Origin of the sequence: Nostoc sp. JL33, from assembly GCF_017114985.1 — a bacterium.
Taxonomy (GTDB): Bacteria; Cyanobacteriota; Cyanobacteriia; order Cyanobacteriales; family Nostocaceae; genus Nostoc.
Genome location: NZ_JABXKP010000009.1, coordinates 33,744 through 60,461, shown reverse-complemented (window position 1 = coordinate 60,461; position 26,718 = coordinate 33,744). Strand labels below are relative to the sequence as shown.

The window sequence follows — 26,718 nt, the reverse complement described above, 5'->3', positions numbered from 1 at the left end:
CCGATTAAGCGTAAGGGTAGGCGTAGCCCAACCTAGGCATCGCAGCCGTTTATGTCGAATTTAACTTACCCTAACTCTTCGACAAGCCGCCGTTCGCATCTAAAGGTGCGTATAGTTACTGTTATCCGTTACCAGCTTTTCCTAAGTTGTCTTTATATATACAATAATTACACTTTGTTAGTCAGATTAACGCAGACTTAAAACACTTTAAAATCCCGAAAATGGATGTTTGCTCATGGAACAATTTCGCGTTAATCAACCAAACATTACCATAATTCTTTATATCTAAACTAAAAGTTGATGAAAGCTATATCAAACGACACCTTACGCATTTTTGCAACCAAAAACCTATATACTAGATTAGACTTTGATAAATTTGAGAGTTTTGTTAATTGCAACACCAAAAACTATTAATTTTTAGATGAAATACTAGCGTATCTTATGGTCTATAGTTTTTAAGGTTTAGTCAAAACTATATCCAGTATCATCAAAAAACTGCAAACTTCATGTGGTGCAAAAATCAAGTGGGGAGTGAAAACATGAATTTACGTAGAGATGCATTGCAAATCCTCAAAGAAACTAGCCGAACTTTTTATATCCCAATTAGTCTTTTACCGCCAGGATTGCAAGAAGCAGTAGCATCAGCATATTTGTGTATGCGTGCCATTGATGAAATTGAAGATCATCCTGAACTAGATAACCCTACTAAAGCAAAGCTGTTAAGAGCGATTAGTCTGACATTACAGGCAGGAGTTGATGGCTTCGCGGTAGATGCTTTCTTTGCAGGATTTAGCGGGTATGAGAATACCTTAGAAGAAGTCACTGTCAGGGTTAGAGAATGGTCGCTGCTAGCACCAGAGACCATTGCACCTCGAATTTGGGATGCTACTGCTGCAATGGCAGACCGGATGGCTTACTGGGCAGAAAGAAACTGGAAAATTTACACAGAGTCTGATTTGGATCGTTATACCTTTGGGGTTGCAGGTGCAGTGGGATTGTTACTATCGGACTTATGGACTTGGTACGATGGAACCCAAACTAACCGTACCCAGGCAATTGGGTTTGGTCGGGGTTTACAAGCAGTTAATATCCTGCGTAATCATACTGAAGATTTAGGGCGTGGGGTAGACTTTTTCCCAGAGGGTTGGAGTGCAGCAAATATGCAAGAGTATGCGCGGCGCAATCTAGCCCTGGCAGAAGCGTACACCAAAGACCTTCCTACGGGCCCCGCCTTAGATTTTTGCCAAATTCCCTTAACCTTGGCTAATGGCACTCTTGACGCTCTTGCTAATGGTAAAGAGAAACTCAGTCGCAGTGATGTTGTTGCACTTATCGAACAGCTGATTAGTGTGAACATGAAAGCCAGCTAATAGTCTCTTAACGAGTAATGGAGATGATTCTAAATTGCCTCCAAAATTGGGCATCCAAAATCCTACAGAAAATCGCTGTAGGGGAGCCAGTTGCTCTACTTCGGGTCTCTCCAAGTAGAGCAACTGGCGTTGGGCACTGCCCTCCAATACCTTTAAATACCAATTCTCCAAAATAAGACTACAGATCGAATCATCGGGAAACCCAGATTAAAGCTGACTTTCTCAATTCCGAATCAGGTTAGGGAGTCGCCAGAGCAGCACACTGCAAGTAGCAAGCTTTAAGAGAACGTCATTAGCAATTACGGTTTGGTATAAAGTAATTCAAATACTCTTTAGCGGTGGAAGTATAATAAATTATCTTGTTTTGGCGATCGCTTTAGGTATCTGAGTTAAACTTTAGAAACTCTTCAAAGATTTCCAGCAAAAATTACCTGGCAAGAGTTGATTAATATCTAAATAATTGAAACAGAGTATAACAGAGAGAGAGTATAACACTCCCGGTGATTATTCGTGCAGCGAGTTGAGAGTGCATGAGCTACTGCTTAAATCCTACCTGTCCCAATCCAGAAAATTTGGCATATAGCCAAAGGTGTCAGTCTTGTGGCTCGCAATTACTGTTGCGCGATCGCTATCAGGTGATCAAACCATTAGGTCAGGGTGGCTTTGGAGCAACCTTCTTAGCCTATGATCAAGGCTTACCAGGAGAACCGAGTTGCGTAATCAAGCAATTACGCCCATCAGGAAGCGCCCCACACGTTTTAAAGATGGCCAGAGAACTCTTTGAGCGAGAAGCCAAAACTCTAGGTAAGATTGGCAATCATCCGCAAGTACCAAGATTGTTAGACTATTTTGAAGATCATGAACAATTCTACTTAGTTCAAGAATATATCAGTGGTGATACCTTGCAGGAGGAGGTCAAACTTAACGGCATCTTGAGCGAAACTGGAGTCAAGCAATTTTTGAGCGAGGTTCTGCCACTGCTGCAATACATCCACGAGCAAAAGGTAATTCACCGTGATATCAAGCCAGCCAACTTAATTCGCCGCACTCAAGATGCCAGAATGGTACTCATTGACTTTGGTGCCGTTAAAGACCAAGTTAGCCAAGCTGCGACAAGTCAATCAGGACAGACAGCATTAACTGCATATGCCATTGGTACTCCTGGTTTTGCACCTCCAGAGCAAATGGCTATGCGTCCAGTCTACGCCAGTGATATCTATGCACTGGGGGTGACATGCATTTATTTATTGACTAGCAAAACTCCTAAAGATTTAGATTACAATCCCAATACTGGCGAGATCATGTGGGAGCAACTTGTGCAAGTGAGTGACCACTTGAGCAATGTATTCCGAAAAATGTTAGAGGTGTCTGTACGTAATCGCTATCAGTCAGCCGCAGAAGTTCTCAGAGCATTGGAAATAGAACCATATTTAGATAGTTTGGCAAAGGGCTTACTGACTCAATCTGATACTGGAGCTAAAGAGCGAACACGCAACCACCGGGAAAATTCTGCTGTTTTATCTAACAACCCTTCTGCTGCTGTTACTGGTATAGGAGTAGCACAGGTAGCGGCAGCAATTCGCGCTAGACGAGCCAAGGCAGCGGAAGCAGCTGGATTACAGCAGGGTTCTGGGATGGCCAAATCAACAACTTTAGCTAACAGCAGCAGTGGTTCGCAAGCTCTAAATTCTAAAGTTGAGCGGAAGTTAGATAGTCAAGGTTTATTAACAGCCTATCTGAAGGGAAGACGGGATTTTGCCCTACACAATTTAAATTTGCTGAACCTGCAAGGTGCTGACTTATCACAAACAAATTTCCATTCCGCTCAATTGCAAAAAACCAATCTCCAGGGAGCTAATCTCCAAAATAGTGACTTTGGCAGAGCCAGTCTCACTCGCGCAAATCTCAAGGATGCTAATTTGAGCAAGGCATACTTTAACCATGCTGATTTAGAAGGGGCAGACCTGCGAGGCGCAGACCTCAGCAATGCTTATCTCAGCAATGCTAATCTCCGAGGAGCAAATCTGTGTGGTGCTAATCTCACCAGTGCCAAAATTTCTGATGAGCAGCTAGCCCTAGCAAAAACAAATTGGATGACCATCCGCCCCAATGGAAAACGAGGCTTGTTATAAGTTAAAAGTTTCAATTTGGGAGCCACTTGCTTGCTCTGGTAAAGAGATTTGAGCGAAGTGTTGCGTGAAGTATAGACAATTCGTAGGGGGACAAGATTGTTGTGCTCATTCCAACGAAAAACGCCATAAAAATGATTGCTACATATGACGAGCAATCATTTCGTTAGGCTTCTTGTAACTCATCAGTACTTTGGAAAAGGTGCGTTAGCTGTCTTGATAACGCACCATCGATTAGCAATTGCAGATTAATAAATCCACGCTGCTTATTCTTCTGGCTCTAAATCCAGTTCTTCCTCTTCATCTCCTTCACTGGGTTTAGCTACAGAGTTAGCAGAAACAACAGCGCCTTTATCTAGCTTTTCACGCACCAGTTGCTTAATTTGTTCAGCAAATTCAGGCTTTTCTTCTAGATACTTAATGGCGTTGTCTCGTCCTTGAGAAATGTTGTCGCCATTGTAGCTGTACCAAGCTCCCTTGCGGACAAGCACGCCAGTTTCTTCTGCCAAGTCTACAATACAACCCAAGGTAGAAATTCCTTTGCCAAAAATAATGTCAAATTCCGCAATCCTAAAAGGCGGAGCTACTTTATTTTTAGCGACTTTAACTTTGACGCGGTTACCAAATTCTTCTGTACCTTTTTTCAAAGTTTGAATCCGGCGAATATCCAAGCGCACCGAAGCGTAAAACTTCAATGCGTTACCGCCAGTTGTGGTTTCTGGGCTACCGTAGGTAACACCGATTTTTTGCCGCAACTGGTTAATGAAAATTACTGTGCAGCCAGACTTACCAATATTTCCAGTAATTTTACGTAAAGCTTGGCTCATCAACCTTGCCTGAAGACCGACGTGGATATCACCCATATCGCCTTCAATTTCAGCACGGGGAACCAGTGCTGCTACTGAGTCAATGACTACAATATCAACCGCAGCAGAGCGAACCAGCTGATCGACAATTTCCAAAGCTGATTCGCCTGTGTCTGGCTGGGAAATCAGCAAATTGTCAATATCTACACCCAATGCCGCAGCGTATGTAGGATCAAGGGCATGTTCAGCATCAACAAAGGCAGCAATACCGCCATTTCTTTGCACTTCGGCGAGCGCATGTAGCGCTACTGTAGTCTTCCCGGAACTTTCCGGCCCATAGATTTCAATTACCCGTCCCTTGGGTAAACCACCACCCAATGCTAAATCTAGGGTGAGCGCCCCACTGGAAATTGTCTCTACCCGCATCCGGGTAGCATCGCCCAGGCGCATGATTGCTCCTTTACCAAAGCTGCGCTCAATCTGGTTAAGCACCATAGTCAGCGCTTTTTGCTTGCCTGAAGTATCGGTGTTGATAGCCATTCCTGCTTCTAATGCCTCTAAATATATGGTTTTAAGGAGTGTTGCTTTGGGAGTTTGAGTAGAACAGATATACTATTTTAACCAGAAAATTCTGGAATAGGACTTCTCAAATCAAAAAAAGGGTGTGACAAGATCGTAACTCGATCGCTACCAGATTAGGGTAGTCTTGCACAATGATACCAACTTGCATTCACAGATAGCTTTTTTTGGCTGGGTAAGCAAGGGATTTTAAAGAAAAAATAAATTACCTAAACAACACTGTCAGTAAAACCGGACTCCTGAGCATTTGCGGAGGTTGCTAAATTAGGAGCGATCGCCCATACCAATCAGGATATCATCTCCCCTAGAGTAGCGGTTTTTTGCGCCCAGTTGAAAAAAAACCTTACAACTATGCACTTTTTAGCGTTTTTTTTCTGCGTCACTTTTTTCTGTTTTCAAAAAAGTGACGCAGTTTTGACGCACTTATTATCAGAAATATTTCCTAATAATGCATATTTTGATTTAAAAATTATCAACTCTTTACACTGTCTACTTTAAAGCCTATTTTTTCTACTTGTTTATTGAGAATACCTACCTTTACGGCGATCGCACTCAACCACCAAAGCAAAACCCCACAGCTAGAGACGCGCTACGGGGTGAGAATTGGGATAACGGGGGAATGAGTGGGGTGGGTCTTTATTACTTATCAGAACTGTAATTGTCACGTTTTTTCTAGAGAGCGCTAATGGTGTAGTAAGGGAAAATGTCGGGAAATGGCTCTTTGACGACATTGGGCTTAAACAGGCACAGAGTAAGGATTAAGAGCGTATTACACTGGTTAGACGACATCCCCCAACAAACAGCTAACACAGAATAAAAAACTTGAGAAGAGTTATCTGCTAAAATATAGTCAAAATGTCTAAAGTAGTCAAAATTGCTATGCAGACCTACACTCTTACAGATGCTCGTAACAAACACGGTGAGGTTTTTGATAAGGCTGCTATTGAGCCAGTTCTACTAACTAAGCAATCACGACCTAGCCATGTGATTATCTCAGCCGAGAGCTACCAAAAATTAATTAATCGGCTGGAAGAATTAGAGGATATGGTTTTTGGTCAAGCTGCTGAAGTTGCTCTGAGTCAGTCCAAAATGATTGGTGCGGAGGCTTTTACATCTGCATTGGAGCATTTAGTTAATGGCGAAGCTTGATGGTCTAGCAACTGTTCTTGATTTTCTGAACGGTTTACAGCCTAAAATAGCAGCACAGATTGCAAAAAAGGTTTTGGCTTTGAATGTTGAGCCTTTACCCGCTGATAGTGAGCAGCTATCTGGTTATCAGGGTTTATATCGAGTTGATAGTGGTGAATATCGAATTATTTACAGGTATTTTCCCGATCGCGATTTAATAGAAGTGATTTTAGTCGGTAAGCGCAATGATGATGATGTCTACAAAAGATTAAAGCGTTTATTAGCATAAACTTCCGTTTTCAGCAAAAATGCTAGAATTGCTCCAGCACAAATGCTCTCACGCATCTTTGATGACTTTCGATCTTCCCGACACTCTTATTCTTGACACAGCACTTTCAGTATCTGGATTAACTGACTATATCCGCTTGCTGTTAGAGCAAGATGAACAATTACGGCAAGTTTGGGTAACTGGTGAAGTTTCCAGCGCTAACCACCATCGCAGTGGTTTATTTTTTACGCTGCAAGATACCGATCGCACCGCCGGAATTAAGTGTGTGGTATGGAATAGCCAATTGCCAAAACTCGCCCAGATACCCGTTCCCGGTGAGCAAATAATTATTTTGGGTAGCATTCGCGTCTATCCGCAACGGGGAGAGTATCAGTTATCAGTTTGGCAGACTCTACCTGCTGGTGCTGGTTTACAGGCGTTGCGCTATCAACAACTAAAAAATCGCTTGCTAGCTGAGGGGTTGTTCGACACGCAAAGAAAGCGATCGCTCCCAACTCACCCCCAAACGATCGCTGTCGTCACTTCACCAACTGCGGCTGCTTGGGGTGATATTCAAAAAACTCTCAAGCAAAGGTATCCAGGTTTACACGTTTTGTTTTCTCCGGCTACAGTACAAGGTGAACAAGCGCCGGAATCTATCGTCAAAGCAATTGAGCGGGTGGAAAGAGATGGTCGCGCCGAAGTGCTAATTTTATCGCGGGGTGGTGGTGCCGTTGAAGAGTTGGCTTGCTTTAATGATGAACGTGTGGTGCGATTGCTGGCTAGTTGTTCTATTCCTGTAATTACTGGTATCGGCCATCAACGAGATGAATCTTTGGCAGATTTAGTTGCAGATGCTTGTGTGCATACACCAACTGCGGCGGCAGAAATGGTTGTGCCAGCACTTTCAGAGTTGTATACTGAGCATCGGGGGCGAGTTGTGGCTTTACATGAAGCGGTGCATGACTTTGGGGAAAATGCTCTTAATAAACTGCAAGTATTGCGGAATCGTTTGCGACGTTTGCGGTTAGATCGACAAGTGCAGCAAGAGGTGCAAAAGCTAGCTTGGAAGCGTCAGCAATTGGTGCAAATTACAACGGGGCGATCGCAGCAAGCAACGCAGCATTTAGAATTGTTACGGCAGAAGTTGGCTAGTCTTGACCCGAAAGCGGTGTTACAACGTGGTTATGCAGTGGTGAGAAAGGAAGATGGGGCGATCGCTCGTTCTGCGGCACAGTTGGCTGTGGGGCAAGAGTTAGTGATTCAGTTGGGGCAGGGTGGGGTTAAAGTAAAGGTTATGGAAATAAATGAACCGCTCCAGGCAAAGAGGACACAGAGAGGTTGATGGTTAAACGTAAGAGTGCTTCTAGTTCTGAGGAAGGCTGGAATTATGAGGCGAAGGTTGCTGAAATAGAGGGAATAATTGCTCGTATTGAGGCGGGTGAGTTGGAGTTGGAAGCTGTGTTTGAGCAATTTGCAAGTGCTGTTGAGTATTTGCGTCAGTGCGAAAGTTTTTTGCAGCAGCGACAGCAACAGGTGGATTTGTTGATTGAAACTTTGAGTGATGAGTAGAAGTTAGAGTCTGCTGGTGCGGTTATTCGGGTTCACTAAGTAAAATCTTTACATAGATGAGGATTTTAGCGCTATTTTCAAAATAGTGATTTCTCTATGATAATCTGCGGAATGTGGGCTTTAACTCTATTGGCTCAATTAATTTACGATGTCTCAGCAACAGCGCACCCTCCTAATTGTCGATGATTCCCCAGAAGATCGAGAACTTTATCGCCAATATTTGCTGCGCGATCGCGAATATTCCTATACTATCCTGGAAGCAACGTTAGGGGTGCAAGCACTAGAACTGTGGCAGCTACACCAGCCAGATGCCGTTTTATTTAATTATCGACTACCCGACCTGGACGGACTGGAATTTCTGACTCAATTGCAACCCTCGACTCCACAGCCTTGCCTACCTGTGATTGTCGTCATCGCACAGGGGAATGAGGCGATCGCAGTTCAAGCAATCAAAGCGGGCGCACAAAATTATATTGTCAAAGAGCAAATTACCCCAGAAGGGCTGCAAATAGCAGTCAATGGCGCTATTGAAACAGTGCGGCTACACACCCAACTACAACAGCGTATTGAACGAGAGCGCGTAGTCTCATATATTACCCAGAAAATTCACCAATCGCTGAATCTGGATGAAATCCTTCAGAGCAGCGTAACCGAAATTAGAGAATTTCTTCACACTGATCGCGTCTTGGTTTTTCGGTTAAAACCTGACGGCAATGGCACAGTCGTAGCAGAATCGGTTGGGGCAGAGTGGCGATCGCTGCTCTGGTCTAGTATCTATGATCGCTGTCTAGATGAAAGCTACATCGCTTCCAATCGGCCGCAACTTGTTAGGTACGCTCCCACCTTTATCAAGAATTATATCGAACGCTATTATCAGGGGCAAGTAACGGCAGTATCAGATATTCATGATCGCAGTATTGACCCATGCCACGGTGAATTGTTGGCACAGTTTCAAGTCAAAGCTCATCTGGTTGTACCAATTCTGCAAGATAACCAGTTTTGGGGATTGCTAATTGCTCATCATTGTACCTCCCCTCGATTTTGGCAGCCCTTAGAAATTGACTTGCTTAAAGAGTTGGCAACTCAGATGAGTATCGCCTTGCGACAGGCAGAACTGTATCAGCAGGCACAGCGTGAACTAAAAGAACGCCAACAGCTAGAAGCGGAACTACGACAGAGCGAAGAACAGCTGCGATTGGCACTGTCAGCCTCTCGGATGGGAACGTGGAACTGGAACATCCAGACAGGAAAAATTTCTTGGTCAGATAACCTAGAAGCCTTATTTGGAATGCAACCAGGAGAGTTTGACGGCTCATTCGAGATGTTTGTCGCGCGGTTACACCTTGAGGATCGCGATCGCGTGCTGGCAGATGTAGCTCGTGCGATCGCCACTGGAGAAGACTATGACATTGAATTTCGGGTAGTATATCCCAACGGCACAATTAGGTGGGCATTGAGCCAGGGCAAGGTGTTCTACGACCAACAGGGGCAACCGATGCAGATGGCTGGTATTGATATAGATATCACCGAACGCAAACGGTCAGAGCTTGCTCTGCGCGAGAGTGAAGAACGTTTCCGGCAACTTGCAGAAAATATTGATGCAGTATTCTGGATCACAGAAGTGTCGGAAAATCGAGTCAGCTATGTCAGTCCTGCCTACAAACGACTGTGGGGATTAAACCCAGAGGAATTGTATCAAGGACAACAAGCATGGGTCGATCGTATTCACCCAGAGGATCGAGAATCGACTGATAGAGCGTTTCATGAAAAAGCGATCGCAGGTAAATTTGATCAGGAATACCGGATTATTTTAGCCGATGGTAGTATTCGCTGGGTTCACGATCGCTGCTTTGGGCTTCGAGATCAAACAGGAGAGATTTATCGGTTTGCAGGTATTGCCGAAGACATCAGCGAACGCAAACAGGTAGAGCAGGCCCTGCGCCAGAGTGAAGAATTTAAAAACCGCATTTTAGACAGCAGTTCTGACTGCATCAAGGTATTAAGCCTCGACGGGCGGCTCCTGTACATGAATACAGGTGGACTGTGTTTGATGGAAATTGACGACTTAGATTCCTATCTCAATACTGAATGGCTCTGTTTATGGTCAGGTAGCTATCGGCAACAGGCAGAGCAGGCACTCGCTATCGCTAAAACAGCCGAAATCAGCATTTTTCGCGGATACTGCCCAACCGCAAAAGGCACTCCCAAATGGTGGGAAGTGGTCGTTAGCCCGATTCTGGATGCCTCCGGGCAGATGGAACGAATCTTATTGATTTCACGAGACATCACCGATCGCAAACAGGTAGAGGAAGCATTACGCCAAAGCGAGGAACGCTATCGGTGCTTGGCAGAATTAATCCCACAATTAGTCTGGACAGCCAACCCTGAAGGAGCGTTACTCGATGTCAATCAACGTTGGTTGGAATTCACAGGATTAACGCCAGAACAATCCCAGATCATCGGCTGGAAAGAGGTTGTCCATCCAGAAGATGTAATTATTCTGACTCAACGGTGGAGCGAGGCAGTACAACAGGGTACTTCTTATCAAGCCGAAGCTCGTATGCGGCGGGCAGATGGTGTCTATCGCTGGCATCTACATCAAGCAATTGGGCAAAAGGATAAGCAAGGTCAAATTGTCAAATGGTTTGGCAGTGCAACTGATATCGAAGCGCAAAAACAACTCGAAGCTGAAGGCGATCGCCTATTCCAGCTAGAGCAAGCCGCGCGGGCTGAAGCAGAACGTACCAATCGCATCAAAGATGAGTTTCTTGCCATTCTCTCCCACGAATTGCGATCGCCTCTCAACCCCATTCTCGGCTGGGCAAAACTGCTGCAAACTCGCAAATTTAATGAAACCAGAACAACCGAAGCTTTAGCCACCATTGAACGCAACGCTAAACTGCAAACTCAACTGATTGATGATTTGCTAGATATCGCCAAGATTCTGCGCGGCAAACTCAGCATCGATGCGGCTCCTGTGAATCTGGCATCTGTGATTGAATCTGCGATCGACACCGTAAGTACAGCAGTTGTTGCTAAATCAATACTATTACATCCGGTACTGCCGAATATTGGGCAAGTCTCTGGAGATTCCAACCGCCTGCAACAGATCGTTTGGAATTTACTTTCTAATGCTATCAAGTTTACTCCCAAAGGCGGACGGGTAGAAATCCGACTAAAGCAAGTCGATGAGCAAGCACAGATTATCGTCAGCGACACTGGCAAAGGTATTAGCCCTGACTTTCTCCCGTATATTTTTGAATCATTCCGTCAGGAAGATGTCTCAATTACTCGCAAGTATGGCGGGTTAGGATTGGGGTTGGCGATCGTCCGGCAGTTAGTTGAGGCTCATGGCGGCACGATCGCGGCTGATAGTCCTGGTGAAGGCTTTGGAGCCACCTTTACAGTCCAGTTGCCACTGCTGAATGTTGAACCGGAAATCAAGCAGACAGATGAGTTGTCACAACAAGCACTCGAACTTACAGGGATTCGAGTCCTCACAGTTGATGATGACCCTGATGCCCGTGAGCTATTAACAGTATTGCTTGCTGAATACGGAGCGCAAGTCCTGACTGTTTCCTCTGCGGCAGAAGTGTTGGCAAACCTGGAGTCCTTTCAACCCGATGTCTTAGTTAGTGATATTGGGATGCCCGGAGTTGATGGTTATTCCCTGATTCAACAAATCCGAACTTTAACCCCCGAAAAAGGGGGACACATTCTGGCGATCGCTTTGACTGCTTATGCCAGAGTTGATGATTACCAGCAAGCTATAAGCAGTGGCTATCAACGCCACCTTACCAAGCCCCTTGATCCAGAAGAGTTAGTTCAAGCTGTGGTGGCACTTGCACACAGTAAACCATCCCCTTCCTAAAAATGATTCGGTTTAAATAAGTAGAGCGGTGTGAATAATTCAAGGTTTGTAGTGAGGGCTTCAGCCATCATTTGAGGACTAAAGTCCTCACTACGAACTAATCTCAAGATTTTTTACATTACTTAATCTAGTTTGATTTATTCTCACCGACTTACTTACTTATCGTAAGGGTATGGCAATGCACATAGGTGTCAACTTAACGTGAAACCCTTGTCAAGACGTGATATTAAGTTCATTCACTTACGGTTACTCACCGCGTCACCCCACCCCGGTTTTGTCTAAAGCCAAAACCGCCCCTCCCCAAGGCATCGGGGAGGGGTTGGGGGTGGGGTAAAACGTATGTGGGACAAGCGCTTGAGCTTAATTTGACACCAATGGGCAATGCGCCTTGCCCCTACCACGGTATTTGTAAGTAGACGGACAAAAATATTTATAGTCATTGCGAGCGAAGCCGGAGAATCAGTTAAAGTCAAATGTTATGGAGACATGTTAATTGCGATCGCAAGCAGTAGAGGTGTTGAAATCGATTGTATTCTTGTAGAGACGGCGATTCATCGCGTCTCTTGCCTTAACCGAACAGCATTGCCACGTCTCTACATTGTTTTTTGGTGTTACGTCTCTGTAGACATCGCTCAAATTTAAACATTAGTTGTCAAAATTTGAGCGTTTGCAGCTAATGCTCTTCCATATATAAGAAACGCTTAAGCATTTGCTGCAAATGTATAATTAGTTGTTGCAAATACTTAATACTTTGCAACAATCGCTCTTCCATATATAAGAAACACTTAAGCATTTGCTGCAAATGTATAAGTACTTGTTGCAAACGTTTAATACTTTGCAACAAATGCTCTTCCATGTATAAGAAACCTTTAAGCATTTGCTGCAATCATTGTAATGAGCTTATAAATCTATTTATTACCCGAAATATAACTAGGACTTACGCAAAATATCTCTCAAACTCTGATTTCTCTGTGTCCTCTGCGCCTCTGTGGTTCGTTATTCCGTAGACTTGTGCGTAAGTCCTAATAACAACAAAGGCAGTTTTTGCACGAGGAATACTCCTCTGTATATCTCCTGACTTTTTTGTTAAACCAGACTACATCTATGCTTTCTTTAGATAAGTGCAAATTTGATGGCATAGCGTTGTATAAGAGGTAGTTATGACTAAATTTCTTTTTGTAACCGACTTGGATGACACCCTTGTGCATCGCACCGTGGGCGATGACAGTGCTTTACCAGAACTAAATGAATTGCTGAACAGACATCGCCAAGAATACGGCACTAAAATTGTTTATTCTACCGGGCGATCGCCTGTACTTTACAAAGAACTCCAAGCTCAAAAAAATCTTTTGCAACCGGATGCCCTCGTCCTTTCTGTGGGTACAGAAATTTACCTTGATGGTACTGATACTCCAGACTCAGGTTGGTCAGAAATCCTCTCTCCAGAATGGGATCGGGAAACTATATTATCTCTGGCTGGAAAATATCCTGAGTTAGTTCGGCAACCAGATTCAGAACAGCGTCCCTTTAAAGTGAGTTTTTTCCTAGAACAAGATTTATCTGCCAACGTTCTCCCACAACTTGAAGCCCAGTTGCAGAAATCTAAATTAAATGTAAAGTTAATCTACAGTAGCGGAATAGACCTTGACATTGTACCCCATAGCAGCGATAAAGGTCAGGCAATGCAGTTTTTACGCCAAAAGTGGAAATTTGCAGCAGAACAAACAGTTGTCTGTGGTGATTCGGGTAATGATATTGCTTTATTTGCTGTAGGCAACGAACGGGGAATCATTGTGGGGAATGCTCGAAAAGAGTTACTCCAATGGCACAATGAGCATCCCGCAGACTACCGCTACCTGGCTTCAAGTTTTTGTGCAGGTGGAATTATCGAAGGCTTAAATTATTTTGGTTTTTTGTAATGATTAGTTATCTAAAAGGTATAGTTGCTGGTATCCAAACAATTGGCGCTAATCGCGTGATTCTGACTTTGGAAGTAAATGGCTTAGGGTATGATTTGCAAGTTCCTCAACGGCTAGCACAGCAATTACCAGAGTCGGGAGGAGTGGCGCAAATTTTTACCCATTTCCAAATTCGTGAAGAAGTGCCGTTATTATATGGCTTTGCTTCGCCAGCCGAACGCGATTTATTTCGTCAGTTGTTGACTGTTAGCGGTATTGGTGCAGCCTTAGCGATCGCACTATTGGACACTCTGGAACTACCAGATTTAGTCCAAGCAATTATCGCTGGCAATACACAAATCTTAATTCAGGCTCCCGGTGTCGGCAAGAAAATCGCCGAACGCATCTGTTTGGAACTGAAAAGCAAATTAGTCGAGTGGCGCAAATCAGCCGGGTTCTTCGTCGCCACAGGTGGGCCAGCACCGGGAATTCTCGAAGAGGTGCAAATGACTCTCTTCGCTTTGGGATATACTGCCCATGAGGTCAGTCACGCCCTGCATGTGGTGAGTGAAGATATCGGACTACCCAAAGACGCTTATGTGGAAGATTGGATTAAACAAGCGATCGCTCATCTTAGCAGCGAACAAGTTTAATAGTCATTAGCCATTTGACTCTAAATCATGTCAAAGCCTCGTTTTTTACGCTTTTTTCGCCATCTCAATTGGCGCACGCTCAAAAAAACTTTTGCTAGGACAATCCAAAGACGACTTTTCGGACTCGCCTCTGAAATCGCCTTCAATGCCATGCTATCGCTGTTTCCAGCAATTCTTGCTGTGATTACAGCCATTGGCTTATTAGCAGAATCTTTGCAAGCCACCTTTAAAAAACTGGCAGATCAGCTAAGTCAAGTTCTACCTGAACAAGCCCTGGATTTGATTCGTGATTTTACCACCACAGAAATTACCAACTCCAAAAACAGCAGTTTATTTTCTCTGAGCTTTCTATTAGCAATTTGGACTGCTTCTGGCGCTGTGAGTACCGCTATGACAGCCCTCGACCAAATCCATCAAATTCCCCCACCAAAGATGCGCCCCTTTTGGAAAGCCAAGCTCGTCTCTCTGGGATTAACAGTCGGTACTATGTTGCTTTTAGTGTCGGCTTCTTTGTTAGTGTTTACCAGTGACCTATTGTTGGGAATGGTAGTACGCGAAAATGGCTCTTTGATCTTCTTGGTGCATCTTTGGCAGTTGTTACGCTGGCCTTTAGCTTTAGGTATTGTTGCTATCGCCTTTAGCTTTGTCTATCGCTATGGGCCAAGCCAGTGGAACTCAGGCACACCAATGATGCCTGGAGCAATTTTAGCAGCTGTTTTCTGGGCAATATTGTCTGCTATATTTCGGCTTTATGTGGCGAATTTTGGCAATTATAATAAAGTCTATGGTGCTGTAGGGGCTGTGATAGTTTTAATGCTCTGGCTGTCGATGAGCGCTGCTGTTCTGTTAATCGGCGAGCAGTTAAATGTGACTGTGGGCGAAGATATGCGCCCAAAAGCACAGTCAGAATCTCCCGAAAAATATTAATTTGTAAATATAACTAAAATCTCTGAGGAAATTTTTGCAAAAGCTCAGTAGGTGAGTAAAATATCTCACGATTCAATACAAAGTTAGCGATCGCCTTTATGCCTGATTCTTCTCCTCGATTTTCGATGATTGAACCTGATGCTAAAGCCCCCGCCTTGAAGCGCCTGCGTCAGTTAAGCCGATTGCTGGATAATGTTATTACTATTCCTGGTACGCAGATTGGTTTTGGTCTAGATCCAATTTTAGGACTCATACCTCTTGGTGGTGATTTTTTGGGACTGATGTTTTCTAGCTACATCATCCTAGAAGCAGCGCGGCTGGGTGTATCTAGAGCCACTTTAGGCAAAATGGTTTTGAATGTGATCATTGATGGCTTGGTAGGCGCTGTCCCAGTTTTGGGAGACTTCTTTGATTTTGCCTGGACAGCTAACAGTTATAATATCAAGTTATTGGAAGAGTACTTAAAGTTTCCCAGCGAGCAAAAAAGTGCAGACAGGTGGTTTATCTTTGCCGTTTTGGCTGGATTGTTGCTAATCTCCATTGTTTTAGTAGCATTACCCGTGATCCTAATTAGAATACTGTGGAACGCCTTAACTGGCGGCTAAATTATTTATTGATAATGGAATGAAAGATTGGTGGCAAGCTACTTTTCCCCAAGGGCGGCAAAGTCTAATTATTACTGATGCTAAAGGGTATCCTGTACAAATTGCTTATGGCGAAAAAGGTAAAGGTAAACCGCTAATTTTATTACATGGCATGGGTAGTTGGAGCTATAATTGGCGGCACAGTATAGCACCATTATCTAAATATTATCGGGTAATTTGTTTTGATGCCAAAGGTTTTGGTTTTTCCGAAAAACCTTTGTCTCGTAGAGAACATAACGGTCATCAAGTTATTGAGTTTCAAAGAATTATTCAGGCTTTATGTGATGAACCCGCAGTGATTGTGGCTGAATCTCTGGGGGGATTAGTTGCCCTTGCGCTTGCTCAAGAAAATCCGCAGTTAATCGCGCGGCTTGTAGTAGTAAACGTACCTGTTTTTACCGAACATCTACCCCATTGGGCTATGTTGTTACTTGCCAAAATGCCCCTGGAAATAATGCAAACAATTGACTCCTTACGTCTGGCATATTTGTTTGCACCTCTATTTAGAGAAATTATGGCAATAGAAAGACGTGGGGTATTATTTGATCCGTCAATTTTGACACAGGAAGATGTCTATTGGATAACTTACCCGTTTATTGAATTATCTGGTACGGTTGCAAAAGTTGCCGAAGAGTTACAAATAGCAGCGCGAGAAATCGAGAATTGGCAAGAAAATAAGCCTAATATGCTTACCAAAATTCAAAATAAGCTGAGTACAATTAGGTGTCCTACACTAGTTTTGTGGGGCGATCTAGATAGTTGGTTTCCTGTTAGTCATGGTGAAAAACTGCATCAGCATATTCCCAATTCTAAATTACAAATTTTGTCTAACTGTTATCATGATGCCTCAACTGGCGCTTTTAAGGAGTTGAATGCAGCGATTCTTAAGTTTTTACACGATACTGACTTTTGAAGAAGAATACATTCGTCAGAATCAAGACGTTCTCTACGTTCGCGCAGCGTGTTGCAGACAGACGCTAAAAGCGTAGCTTGTCCTCCGCAGGAGTACGCGGACTCGTTGGCGGAGCCTCTCGTAGAGAAGAGGCTCCGCTATCAGTGGGGATCTTAAACCCGTTTATTTATCCGCGCTTCGGGTTCGCCAGTCATATCATGTCCGGTAGCATACCCATAATAAAAGAACCCCACCCCCAACCCCTCCCCGCAGGCGGGGAGGGGAGCTAAAGCGCAGCTTTGGCGGGGTGGGGTTCCGGGTATTATGCTTAATTACCCGGACATGATATCACCTACACAAGCAAACCTTCTTGCAGTGCTGCTTCACCAGTCGCATAAAATTCATTCTGAATTCTGGCTCCTGACTCCTGAATTCTGTCTAATAAAAAAAGAGTGGGAGGAAGCATATCAGTCAGCTTTCAAACTCCCACTCTGCCATTTGCCACTGAAGTGAACAGGAATGTATACAGACGTTGCCCGTTATTTGGGGGCTAATCCGTACTTCGACAACAACGCCCGTAAGCATTTAATATTCCTGTTGCAGCAAATGCCAAACCTGATTATTGATATTTATCTGCTGAGAAAAATACTCTGCAAATAATTGGTAAAGATAGTTTTTTGTTTTTGTAAATCACTTAGTAGATAGTGTTTTACAAAAGTAATTTGCTTACGTGGTAGTCCCTGATAATAAAACCCTTGAAGTCGTTTATCTTTGTACAATTTAACTTGGTTAATCAGAATCGGGTTGCCATTTTGGCAGGTTTTTAAATTTCCTAATTTACTCGCCTGTTGCAGCACCGTCGCGTTCTCCTGCTTTTCTGGTGGATAACCAAATTTCCCCAGTAGGCGCTTGACTAATCGGCGTAGATTCGCTTTTCCCGATTCGGGAAATTGATGTGCAACAACCTCTCAGCCCCAATCATCCGCACAATTAGCATTATTATTAGATTAATGCCCAACCTGTATATTATCGGCGGTGCAAACGGTTGTGGTAAAACTACTGCCGCATTGCAAATCCTTCCCTACTTCCTAGATGTATTTGAATATGTCAACGCCGATGAAATAGCAGCCGGACTTTCTCCTTTTAACCCGGAATCGGTAGCCAGTCAAGCCGGAAGATTAATGTTAGAAAGACTAGAAACTCTGGTGAATACTGAAGCTGACTTTGCTTTTGAAACTACATTAGCGGCTCGGAACTTTGCCCGATTTTTGAGAGAATGTAAAAACAAAGGTTATATTATCAACTTAATTTACTTTTGGTTACCAAGTCCTGAATTAGCGATCGCACGGGTACGCAGACGGGTAGAAAGTGGCGGTCACAACATCGCTGAAGATACTGCCGTCGCTACGAACGAGGACGCAGCAACCTAATTAACTTGTATTTACCTGTGTGTGATACTTGGATCATCTATGATAATTCTGGGTCTGAACCTCTATTAGTGGCTGCATCAAATATCAATCAGGAAACAATTATCTATGAACCCCAAATCTGGAATCGAATTACAACCAGGGAATAAAGCGCAAATTCCCCTAACAGAAATCCATCAAAAAATTGATGCTGGTGTCAAAGCTGCTATTGCTAAAGCTATTGAAAGACATCGCCGATTAGGGGAATCTATTAGCATTTGGCAAGAGGGGCAAGTTGTTACATTAACCGCCGATCAAATTCCTCCTCTTGATTCAACTATTAGTCATGGCGAATGAAATGCAATGACGGTTAAACCCTATAAACAAATTTAATTGCTTAGTATGCCAACCAAAATATTAATTAATTCAGTTAACTCTTCTGGGACTCGATATAATTTGAAGTCTTCAGTTATCTGTTTTTCTTGGCGTTTATAAGTAGCAAATCGCCAATCCTCACCAGTAGTTACCGCTCCATAAAGAATTGGTGTATCTGAATTTATCCATTGATCTAGTGCAATTAATTCTACGGCTAATTGTATAAACCCCCTACTTAAGTCTGCTTGTTTAGCTTCAATCACTAACAACCCCTTACCTTTATCAATGTAGTAATCTAAGTTACCTTTTAGTTGGTCGCTGACGCTAATGGGATACTCAATATTCAATTGGGTCTGCGCGATTTCACAAACTTCTAGTAGTATGGGTGCGATAATTGCTTGCTTACGTGCATCTTCACTCAGTAGCTTCACACGTCGCAGATTCCGTTCAATCACTCGCTGCAATTCTGGGATTTCATTGGGGATAAATTTCGATTGGGGTAATTGTAAGCGTTCACGTTCATAGTCACAACCCAATTCTGCCAGAATATCTCCAGGAGAAAAAGGTAGTTCAAAATACTTACTAAATGTATAGCTTTGACCAGGTTGAATAATTCGAGGACGATTCATAAATTTTAACAAAACAGAATTCAGGAGTCAGCAGTCAGAATACAGGAAAGGTATTCTGTACGACGAAGACGACAGAAATTAAGCTTACTGGGGATTCCTGATAAACCACTCTTAGGCGATAGTATAACTGTAGATTCTTTCAATTATCGGAACTACCATGCCAAAACAGTCTATAGGTCTTGATAGCCAACTCTATAATTACCTTTTATCCGTTTCGCTGCGGGAACCGGAGATTCTTTTGAAGTTGCGCCAAGAAACCGCCAGCCATCCCCGAAGTGGAATGCAGATTTCACCAGAACAAGGGCAGTTTATGAGACTTTTGGTGCAGCTGATTGGAGCCAAGAAAACCCTGGAAGTTGGAGTGTTTACGGGTTATAGCTCACTTTCTGTAGCTTTGGTACTACCTGCTGATGGGAAAATTATTGCTGCTGATGTGAGTGAAGAATTTACTGCGATCGCCCGCCGATATTGGCAAGAAGCCGGAGTTGCTGATAAAATCGATCTGCGATTAGCACCAGCTTTGGAAACTTTAGATCAGCTGTTGGCAACTGGCCAAGCCGAGACATTTGATTTTGCTTTTATTGATGCTGATAAAGAAAATTATGACGGATATTATGAGCGATCGCTGCAATTAGTGCGTCCAGGTGGATTGATTGCTATTGATAATGTTTTATGGTCAGGAAAAGTTGCCCAAGAGCAATATCAAGATGAAAGTACCCAAGCTATCCGGGCGCTCAACGAAAAGTTACATCATGACGAACGGATAACGCTGTCCCTTATCCCCATCGCCGATGGACTGACTTTAGCCATCAAGCGACCTTAATATAGTGAAAATGAATCTAGAGACGTAGCAGTGCTACGTCTCTACAAGGATTTCAGGTAACACTTAGAAGTTGTAGCCAAGTCCTAATAGTAGCCCTACATCAGTTTCATCCATAAAAGCAGCATTTACACCACCTGTTAGCGTAAATCGAGAACCGATAGGAACGTCTACACCACCAGTTAGCAGTAATCCAAAATCAGTATCTAGATTAGCTTCAATTGCTACACCAGCACCTATGTAAGGAGATATACTATAGGTTCTTTCACCCACCGTACCTGCTGTGCGGGGAGAAAAATCTAAAGTCAAGGGAACCATAAACAGTGTATCATCCCCAAAGATCACCGATGGTCGCACTGAGATATTGCGTGTCAGACCAAGTTTACTGATCACTGCAAAGTTACCGTCGCTCAGAGCTGTATCGCCGCCGCTCAAACCAATGTTACCAGCAACTCCGATATAGCTTCTGCCACCACGAGTAGCTCTACCTGGCTCAACGTCAGGCGTGTTTGCTGTTGGTGGTTGATTTAACTTACTGATGTTAATATCAGGCGGGATCAAAACTTGGTTAATTGCATGGATAATACCATTGCTAGCTTTGATGTCCGGCTGGATAATTCTGGCATTATTCACCCCGACTTGATTGTTAGCGCGATCAATTTTAATATTAACAGGTCTATCTTCATAGGTTTTCAGTTCCCCAGCCGAGAGTTGACTAGAAGTTACTGCACCAGGAACCAGATGATATCTCAAAATCTTAATCAATGCTTCTCTGTTCTCTGGTTGCTGTAACTGCTGTAGGGTAGCAGCAGGTAAAGCAGCAAATGCTTCATCGGTGGGAGCGAAAACTGTATAAGGGCCGGGCTGTTGAAGAATATCTGCTAAACCAGCTGTCTTTAATAAAGAAGTCAGAGTTGTAAGAGAACTACTGGATGCAGCAAGAGAAACAATATCGGTACCGGTTTGAGTTCCACCGACAATATACTGAGTAGCTGGGAGATTGCTAGCAATGGGTTGCAGCCGTCCCTGTTTAGCTAAAGCTTGATATAACAGTGCCGCAGCTTCAGCACGAGTCAGGGGCTGTTGCGGATTAAGTTGTTTTATATCTGGATAATTAACAACAAGATTAGATTGTGTTGCTGCTGTCACACTATTAACAGCATAGTTCGGGATACTTGAGGCATCATTGTAGTAGGTGCTCAGATCAGTACTTGCTCCAGTAGTGCTAGCAGTCAAACCCAAACCATTTGCTAAAGCAACGATCCCCTGTACCCTGGGTATTTGTTGATTTGGCAAAAACACGTTCCCAGGATAGCCTGCCAAAAATCCAGTTTCGTAGGCGCTCTGAATTGCAGAAGCCGCCCAATAACCAGCAGGAACATCACTAAATCCACCTGCGGTTAATTGCCGAACTCGGTTTTGGTTCCCGAAAGCTTTTTGAATTAGGGCAGCAAATTCAGCACGAGTCACAGGTTGATTCGGCCTAAAGGTGCCATCAGGAAAGCCAGCAATCACGTTATTGTCAGCTAGGACTTGAATGAAGGGATGCGCCCAATAATCTGAGGAAACATCAGACAAGTTAACTGTTGAAGTAGGCGATGGTGAAGCCTGCGATGGTGAAGCCTGCGATGGTGAAGCAGGCGATTGTGAATCAGGCGATGGTGAAGCAGATGGAACAGTATTTTGAGATGAAGCTGGGGTAGAAATTAGGAAGGGAGTTATTGTCGCAGCTGTCATTCCCACAACTAGTAAAGCAACCCTTGCTGATGACCTACGAAAGAAACTAGACATGGAAATATCCTCTTTTTAAATTCTTGGATTGACTATTGGAAAATACTGCATTGCATCGGTTAAGTGGATACAAACATTGAAACGGTTGTTTGGTTTGCCTGGATATGCAAACCACAAACACAATCGTTAACTGTGGAAAAGTCAAATCTTGGACATTATGAGTAGCTCCACTGATATCTCATAACATTTATCCAAATGTTCACCACACATAGTCTAGGATTCCTATTTTATTTTTAAAGAACCGCAGATCACACTAATAAGGATAAGCAGGCACACTTTGGTAATATCCTATCTTGCAATAATAAAGATAATTAATGCAAGTAGGCAATTTTATAAATTCTAAAATCGCAGTCCAGCAGTAGGATAATTGGCTTTTAATAGCCATCTCTTTATAATTGCCGAGGAGGGTTAATACCGTCAAGCTCAATGTATCATAATATTTAGCAAGATTTAATAAATAAAATGTTTCTTTGCGGTATGAGATATTATTAATCTTTATATCCAAATTATACAACTGACTAAGGGGTGGATTTCGAGGAAAAACTTTCACTCTTTAGATAGTTGTCTGTGATGGGAAATTTGAAAATAGTAGACTGAAAGTTAGCGATCGCAATCAAAAATTTCGGGGATGATTGCGAGGGGGATCGCGTAGAATTGTATCCCACATAGACTGTAAAACATTTTCAGCAGCTAGAGGGGCATCGGCAGGATGCAAGTGCTGATAAAACGCCAGAAGTTAGGGAAGTTCGTCGCGTGCAATCAGGCGAAGGGTAATTATGCTTTTAGACAAAGCTATAGTAGGGTGATTAATGCTTTCTCCAGCATAGGCGGTAAGGGCGATCGCCTTTATTCTCAAAAAGAACCTCAACCGATTTAATTCTACTTTCGGGTGAAATGGTATTTAGTTCAAGCAAAAGTTGCTCCTCAACTCCCCGACTTCTTCAAGAAGTCGGGAATCTAGATTGTGAGATTCACTATATTTAGATGCGTTTGCGCTGGAGCTTTATACAACTTCATACTTTACAAACATCCTCTTAGATAGCACGACAATACAAATAAGGGCTTCTCCTCAAACATCGCCCCCGGTTTCCAGTTATCATGCCTTTGAGATCGTATTTGCTTAGTTTTTTTTCATTAATGAGAAAATATTCATGAGATACAAACTCTTGGGCAAAAGCGGGTTAAGAGTCTCTGAACTCTCCTTGGGAACCATGACTTTTGGTGAAGATTGGGGCTGGGGTGCATCTGTTGACGAAAGTCGTAAAATCTTTGATAGCTATGTAGAAGCAGGGGGAAATTTCATTGACACCGCCAACGGTTATACGGATGGTAGCAGTGAAAAAATTGTTGGCGAGTTGATTGCTAAAGAACGGGAACGCTTTGTAGTTGCGACAAAATATTCCTTTCCCTTGCGGATGAACGACAACAAGGGCGACCCGAACGCCAGTGGAAACCATCGCAAGAACTTAATCCAGTCTTTAGAAGGTAGCCTGAAACGGCTGAATACTGATTACATTGATTTATTCTGGTTGCACGCCTGGGATTTCACAACACCTATTGAAGAAGTCTTGCGATCGCTTGATGATCTAGTCCGTCAAGGTAAAGTACTTTACATCGGTATTTCTGACACACCCGCTTGGATCGTTTCCCAAGCAAATACTATCGCCCAATACCAAGGATGGACGCAGTTTGTCGCCCTGCAAATTGAGTATAGTTTAATTCAACGAACACCAGAACGTGACTTGCTACCGATGGCTAAAGCCTTGGATTTAGCAGTAACACCGTGGTCGCCTTTAGGTGGTGGTGTGCTGACAGGTAAGTATAATCAGCCTCCTCAAGCAGGTGATGAACAAGGAAGATTAGTAAATCCAGCCTTTGGAACTATTTCAGAACGGAATTTAGCGATCGCTCAAGTTGTCAGTGAAGTTGCAGCTCAAATTGGACACACACCTTCACAAGTAGCATTAGCTTGGTTACACGCTCAAAGTGGTGTGATTATTCCGATAATTGGGGCACGTAAATTAACGCAGTTTCAAGATAACTTAGCTTCTTTAGATATCACCCTCTCGCCAGAACATTTGCAACGTTTAGATGAAGTGAGTCAAATTGAACTGGGTTTTCCCCATGACTTTTTGCACAATGATGTTATTCGCGATCGCCTTTTCGGTGGTACATTTAATACCATAGAAAACCATCGTATTTAACTAATAATAATAAACCTTAACATATTCAGGCATTAATTCAATCGGTCGTCAGAGAGTTTCGCCAAGCCAAGCAATTCTGTAGAGTTAGATGTAAAAGGCATTAACAACGTAGAATCATGAGCGACAACAGCATTACATCACGTTTGTTCCCTACTCGCATTGACATTCCCGCCGAAGCGCGAGTGCAAATCGTGGTACTTCTCAACCAAACTTTGGCAGCTACTTCTGATTTGAAAACTCAAGCGAAGCAAGCGCACTGGAATGTTAAAGGTACTGACTTTTACCAGTTACACCTATTATTTGATGAGCTTGCTGGGGAATTGGAAGAGTACATTGATATGGTAGCTGAACGTGTTACAGCTTTAGGCGGATACGCTTTCGGAACAGCCCGCGCCGCAGCTAGTAATTCAATTTTGCCAGAATATCCCTTAGATATTTTGGATGGTAAAGATCACGTAACAGCCTTGTCAGATCGTTATGCATTCTATGCTAAACATCTCCGGGAAGCGATCGCTAAAACAGATGACTTAAACGATCTCGACACTGCCGATCTTTACACCGAAATTTCCCGCACCATTGACAAACGACTCTGGTTCTTAGAAGCTCATCTGCAAGTAGCAGAAATTAAGGGAGAGAATGGCAAAGCGGCTACTACTAAAACTCAGAAGATCCCTGCTAGTGTAAGATAAGCACTTCTGATAAAAGTAGTCTTTCGTAAATCTAATAGTATCTTTTTGGTAAGTACGTCACTTTTAAGTGCGTACTTTTCATTTATATCTATATACTTTATTATTGAAATAGTTCAAAACTAGGTCGAAAAATTCCAGAATATCTTCAACAAGTCATATCTCAAGATTAATACTTCAACTTCAATAAGCTAGTAGGTTAGTGAAAAAGTATGCTAATTCCATTCTGATTCCTAACTCTTGTACAGACGCGTAGACGCTCGAAGAGCGGCTTCTCGTAAGAGTATAATCGCCTCTCTAAATACTCATTAACAACGAGGTAAATATATGTCTCAAAATACAATTAGCCATCTAATTCATGATAGAAACGCCCGTGGTCACGCTAAAATGGGCTGGCTCGATAGTTATCACACATTTTCCTTCGGTAGTTTTTACGATCCCAACCGCATGGGATTTCGCTCTCTGCGAGTGATTAACGACGATCGCATCGCCCCTGGTGCTGGGTTCCCTACGCACAGCCATCGTGACATGGAAATCCTCACTTATGTCTTAGAAGGTGCTGTAGAGCATAAAGACAGCTTGGGTACTGGATCGGTGATTCGTCCCGGCGATGCCCAGATTATGAGCGCTGGTACTGGAATCAGCCACAGCGAATTTAATCCCTCGCCAGATGAACCACTGCATTTACTACAAATCTGGATTCTTCCCGATGAAGAAGGATTAGCGCCAAGATATGAACAAAAAGCATTTCCTCTGGAAGAAAAGCAAGGCAAACTCCGCTTAATTGCTTCTAAAGATGGGCGCGATGGTGCTGTGACAATTCACCAAGATGTTGATTTATACACATCTGTTTTAGAGTCAGGTGATGTTGTTAATTATCAAGTCAAACGCGATCGCTATGCTTGGTTACAAATAGCCCAAGGCATAGTTAACTTAAATGGCGAAGAACTCAGAGCAGGTGATGGTGTACAAATCAACGGCGAAGAACAGCTAGAAATTAGCACCAACATCGGCGGCGAAATCTTGCTTTTCGATTTAGGCTAATATCTCTTTTATGTGTTAAAAGGCTCATTTAGATGAGCCTTTTTTCAGAATATTACGTTTACTAGTTAAGTATGTTTGCGGGTTCCGTGAAGGCAAAGAAAATCCTGGAAATGCTAGCAGAACGTCTCAGAGTGCTTGGTGTAAATCCAGATTATTTGTTTTAGGATGTGCTTCGGGGTAAATTATGGCGATCGCAATCTCCGACAACCAAGCCACAAGTCTAAAAAACTGGTGAACGAGTATCAAAGACTCTCGCGCAAGTATTAAAGACTCTCGCGCAAGTATTAAAGACTCGCTCACGAGTATCAAAGACTCTCGCACGAGTATCAAAGACTCGCTCACGAGTATCAAAGACTCTCCCGCGAGTATCAAAGACTCGCCGACGAGTATTAAAGACTCTCGCACGAGTATCAAAGACTCGCCGACGAGTATTAAAGACTCTCGCACGAGTATTAAAGACTCGTGGATGAGTCAGCTTAACGCAAAAGGGGCGATCGCTTACAGGAATTCTTCAAAATAGGCGACAGATGCCAACCTGTAAAACCAGATTACAGGAGTTTTTATGTATTTGAACCATATCTGCCGTAAGGGCACAGCATTGCTGTGCCCCTACATCGTGGTATATTTACCTGAAAATAGCTGTAAATTTCAACTTTCTTAATTACGAATTACGAATTAAATCTTGCACTCTCGCCACCACTTGCCCTAATCTCTCAGCATCAGGAGATTGAATACGCTGCAATATCTCCAAGGCTGGCTGTAAATAATCTAGTGCTTGATTGTAATTGCCCTGTTGTTCTGCTATATGCCCTAACCACCACAACGTCATCGCCTTGCCTTGGACATCGCCGATTTGTTCAGTGATAGCGAGGGATTGTTGATAAAGGGCGATCGCTTCTTCTATTTCTCCGCTATTGGCTTTGAGGATTCCCAATTGGTGCAACGTCGTTGCCTTGCCTTGGACATTGCCGATTTGTTCTTTGAGAGCGAGGGATTGTTGATAAAGGGCGATCGCTTCTTCTATTT

The 26,718-nt window shown here is 43.3% G+C and carries 25 protein-coding genes and 1 pseudogene; 21 read left to right on the top strand and 5 right to left on the bottom strand.

From position 1 onward, the window contains the following. The first annotated feature begins 539 nt into the window (after positions 1-539). Together HWQ23_RS02035 and HWQ23_RS02030 are read left to right on the top strand one after the other, a co-directional pair. A complete protein-coding gene (locus tag HWQ23_RS02035; protein WP_292823099.1) occupies positions 540-1,370 on the top strand; it encodes a squalene/phytoene synthase family protein in 831 nt (276 codons plus the stop codon). A gap of 530 nt (positions 1,371-1,900) precedes the next feature. After that, on the top strand, positions 1,901-3,502 hold the full coding sequence (locus HWQ23_RS02030) for a serine/threonine-protein kinase (RefSeq protein WP_292823098.1): 1,602 nt from the start codon (positions 1,901-1,903) through the stop codon (positions 3,500-3,502). A gap of 263 nt (positions 3,503-3,765) precedes the next feature. On the opposite strand, the gene recA is transcribed toward HWQ23_RS02030, so the two are convergent. Further along, positions 3,766-4,845, bottom strand: coding sequence for a recombinase RecA (gene recA, locus HWQ23_RS02025; protein WP_292823097.1), 1,080 nt, complete (start codon positions 4,843-4,845; stop codon positions 3,766-3,768). A gap of 553 nt (positions 4,846-5,398) precedes the next feature. On the opposite strand from recA, the gene HWQ23_RS02020 reads away from it, so the two are divergent. From HWQ23_RS02020 to HWQ23_RS01965, 12 genes are all read left to right on the top strand, one after another. Beyond that, the gene (locus tag HWQ23_RS02020) at positions 5,399-5,542 is read left to right on the top strand and encodes a hypothetical protein (protein ID WP_292823096.1); all 144 of its coding nucleotides are present in this window, start codon (positions 5,399-5,401) and stop codon (positions 5,540-5,542) included. Positions 5,543-5,739: 197 nt separating this feature from the next. Beyond that, positions 5,740-6,033: a type II toxin-antitoxin system Phd/YefM family antitoxin gene (locus HWQ23_RS02015; protein ID WP_292823095.1), complete on the top strand. Its 294-nt coding sequence runs from the start codon at positions 5,740-5,742 to the stop codon at positions 6,031-6,033. Then, positions 6,020-6,301: a type II toxin-antitoxin system RelE family toxin gene (locus HWQ23_RS02010; RefSeq protein WP_292823094.1), complete on the top strand. Its 282-nt coding sequence runs from the start codon at positions 6,020-6,022 to the stop codon at positions 6,299-6,301. Before HWQ23_RS02015 ends, HWQ23_RS02010 begins: the two co-directional genes overlap by 14 nt. Before the next feature lie 61 nt (positions 6,302-6,362). After that, positions 6,363-7,625, top strand: coding sequence for an exodeoxyribonuclease VII large subunit (gene xseA / locus HWQ23_RS02005; protein ID WP_292823093.1), 1,263 nt, complete (start codon positions 6,363-6,365; stop codon positions 7,623-7,625). Continuing rightward, positions 7,625-7,852, top strand: a complete 228-nt coding sequence (gene xseB / locus HWQ23_RS02000; protein WP_292823092.1) for an exodeoxyribonuclease VII small subunit — start codon at positions 7,625-7,627, stop codon at positions 7,850-7,852. The genes xseA and xseB overlap by 1 nt, the downstream gene beginning before the upstream one ends. 148 nt (positions 7,853-8,000) lie before the next feature. Next, the gene (locus HWQ23_RS01995) at positions 8,001-11,723 is read left to right on the top strand and encodes a PAS domain-containing protein (RefSeq protein ID WP_292823091.1); all 3,723 of its coding nucleotides are present in this window, start codon (positions 8,001-8,003) and stop codon (positions 11,721-11,723) included. A 381-nt stretch (positions 11,724-12,104) separates the two neighbouring features. After that, on the top strand, positions 12,105-12,365 hold the full coding sequence (locus HWQ23_RS01990) for a hypothetical protein (RefSeq protein ID WP_292823090.1): 261 nt from the start codon (positions 12,105-12,107) through the stop codon (positions 12,363-12,365). Between the two features lie 518 nt (positions 12,366-12,883). After that, complete coding sequence (locus HWQ23_RS01985; RefSeq protein WP_292823089.1) at positions 12,884-13,642, top strand: sucrose-phosphate phosphatase; 759 nt, start codon at positions 12,884-12,886, stop codon at positions 13,640-13,642. Continuing rightward, positions 13,642-14,274, top strand: a complete 633-nt coding sequence (gene ruvA, locus HWQ23_RS01980; protein ID WP_292823088.1) for a Holliday junction branch migration protein RuvA — start codon at positions 13,642-13,644, stop codon at positions 14,272-14,274. Before HWQ23_RS01985 ends, ruvA begins: the two co-directional genes overlap by 1 nt. Positions 14,275-14,301: 27 nt before the next feature. Next, the gene (locus tag HWQ23_RS01975) at positions 14,302-15,201 is read left to right on the top strand and encodes a YihY/virulence factor BrkB family protein (RefSeq protein ID WP_292823087.1); all 900 of its coding nucleotides are present in this window, start codon (positions 14,302-14,304) and stop codon (positions 15,199-15,201) included. A 98-nt stretch (positions 15,202-15,299) separates the two neighbouring features. After that, positions 15,300-15,806, top strand: coding sequence for a DUF4112 domain-containing protein (locus HWQ23_RS01970; RefSeq protein WP_292823086.1), 507 nt, complete (start codon positions 15,300-15,302; stop codon positions 15,804-15,806). A 19-nt stretch (positions 15,807-15,825) separates the two neighbouring features. Then, positions 15,826-16,758 (top strand): alpha/beta fold hydrolase, encoded by a 933-nt coding sequence (locus HWQ23_RS01965; RefSeq protein WP_292823085.1) that lies wholly within the window; start codon positions 15,826-15,828, stop codon positions 16,756-16,758. A 608-nt stretch (positions 16,759-17,366) separates the two neighbouring features. On the opposite strand, the pseudogene HWQ23_RS01960 reads toward HWQ23_RS01965, so the two are convergent. Next, positions 17,367-17,666 (bottom strand): annotated as a pseudogene (locus tag HWQ23_RS01960) (hypothetical protein); the annotation flags it as partial. An 81-nt stretch (positions 17,667-17,747) separates the two neighbouring features. On the opposite strand from HWQ23_RS01960, the gene HWQ23_RS01955 reads away from it, so the two are divergent. Further along, on the top strand, positions 17,748-18,167 hold the full coding sequence (locus HWQ23_RS01955) for a zeta toxin family protein (protein WP_292823084.1): 420 nt from the start codon (positions 17,748-17,750) through the stop codon (positions 18,165-18,167). 105 nt (positions 18,168-18,272) lie between these two features. Continuing rightward, positions 18,273-18,500, top strand: a complete 228-nt coding sequence (locus tag HWQ23_RS01950) for a hypothetical protein (RefSeq protein WP_292823083.1) — start codon at positions 18,273-18,275, stop codon at positions 18,498-18,500. Between the two features lie 32 nt (positions 18,501-18,532). On the opposite strand, the gene HWQ23_RS01945 is transcribed toward HWQ23_RS01950, so the two are convergent. Then, positions 18,533-19,147: a hypothetical protein gene (locus HWQ23_RS01945; RefSeq protein ID WP_292823082.1), complete on the bottom strand. Its 615-nt coding sequence runs from the start codon at positions 19,145-19,147 to the stop codon at positions 18,533-18,535. Positions 19,148-19,304: 157 nt separating this feature from the next. Here HWQ23_RS01945 and HWQ23_RS01940 point away from each other — a divergent pair, with 157 nt between their 5' ends. Beyond that, positions 19,305-19,970, top strand: coding sequence for a class I SAM-dependent methyltransferase (locus tag HWQ23_RS01940; protein WP_292823081.1), 666 nt, complete (start codon positions 19,305-19,307; stop codon positions 19,968-19,970). A 63-nt stretch (positions 19,971-20,033) separates the two neighbouring features. Here HWQ23_RS01940 and HWQ23_RS01935 read toward each other — a convergent pair whose 3' ends face one another. Next, positions 20,034-21,758: a fasciclin domain-containing protein gene (locus HWQ23_RS01935; protein ID WP_292823080.1), complete on the bottom strand. Its 1,725-nt coding sequence runs from the start codon at positions 21,756-21,758 to the stop codon at positions 20,034-20,036. Between the two features lie 709 nt (positions 21,759-22,467). On the opposite strand from HWQ23_RS01935, the gene HWQ23_RS01930 reads away from it, so the two are divergent. The 4 genes from HWQ23_RS01930 (at position 22,468) to HWQ23_RS01915 (ending at position 25,692) form a co-directional block, all read left to right on the top strand. Further along, positions 22,468-22,635, top strand: a complete 168-nt coding sequence (locus HWQ23_RS01930; RefSeq protein ID WP_292823079.1) for a hypothetical protein — start codon at positions 22,468-22,470, stop codon at positions 22,633-22,635. A 274-nt stretch (positions 22,636-22,909) separates the two neighbouring features. After that, positions 22,910-23,962 carry an aldo/keto reductase gene (locus tag HWQ23_RS01925; protein ID WP_292823078.1) on the top strand — a complete coding sequence of 351 codons (1,053 nt, stop codon included), beginning with the start codon at positions 22,910-22,912 and terminating at the stop codon, positions 23,960-23,962. 116 nt (positions 23,963-24,078) lie between these two features. After that, the gene (gene dps, locus HWQ23_RS01920) at positions 24,079-24,651 is read left to right on the top strand and encodes a DNA starvation/stationary phase protection protein Dps (RefSeq protein WP_292823077.1); all 573 of its coding nucleotides are present in this window, start codon (positions 24,079-24,081) and stop codon (positions 24,649-24,651) included. A gap of 324 nt (positions 24,652-24,975) precedes the next feature. Further along, complete coding sequence (locus HWQ23_RS01915; protein ID WP_292823076.1) at positions 24,976-25,692, top strand: pirin family protein; 717 nt, start codon at positions 24,976-24,978, stop codon at positions 25,690-25,692. Between the two features lie 661 nt (positions 25,693-26,353). Here the strand turns inward: HWQ23_RS01915 and HWQ23_RS01910 are convergent. Beyond that, positions 26,354-26,718, bottom strand: a 365-nt coding sequence (locus tag HWQ23_RS01910) for a tetratricopeptide repeat protein (RefSeq protein WP_292823075.1), incomplete at its 5' end; no start/stop codon positions are given.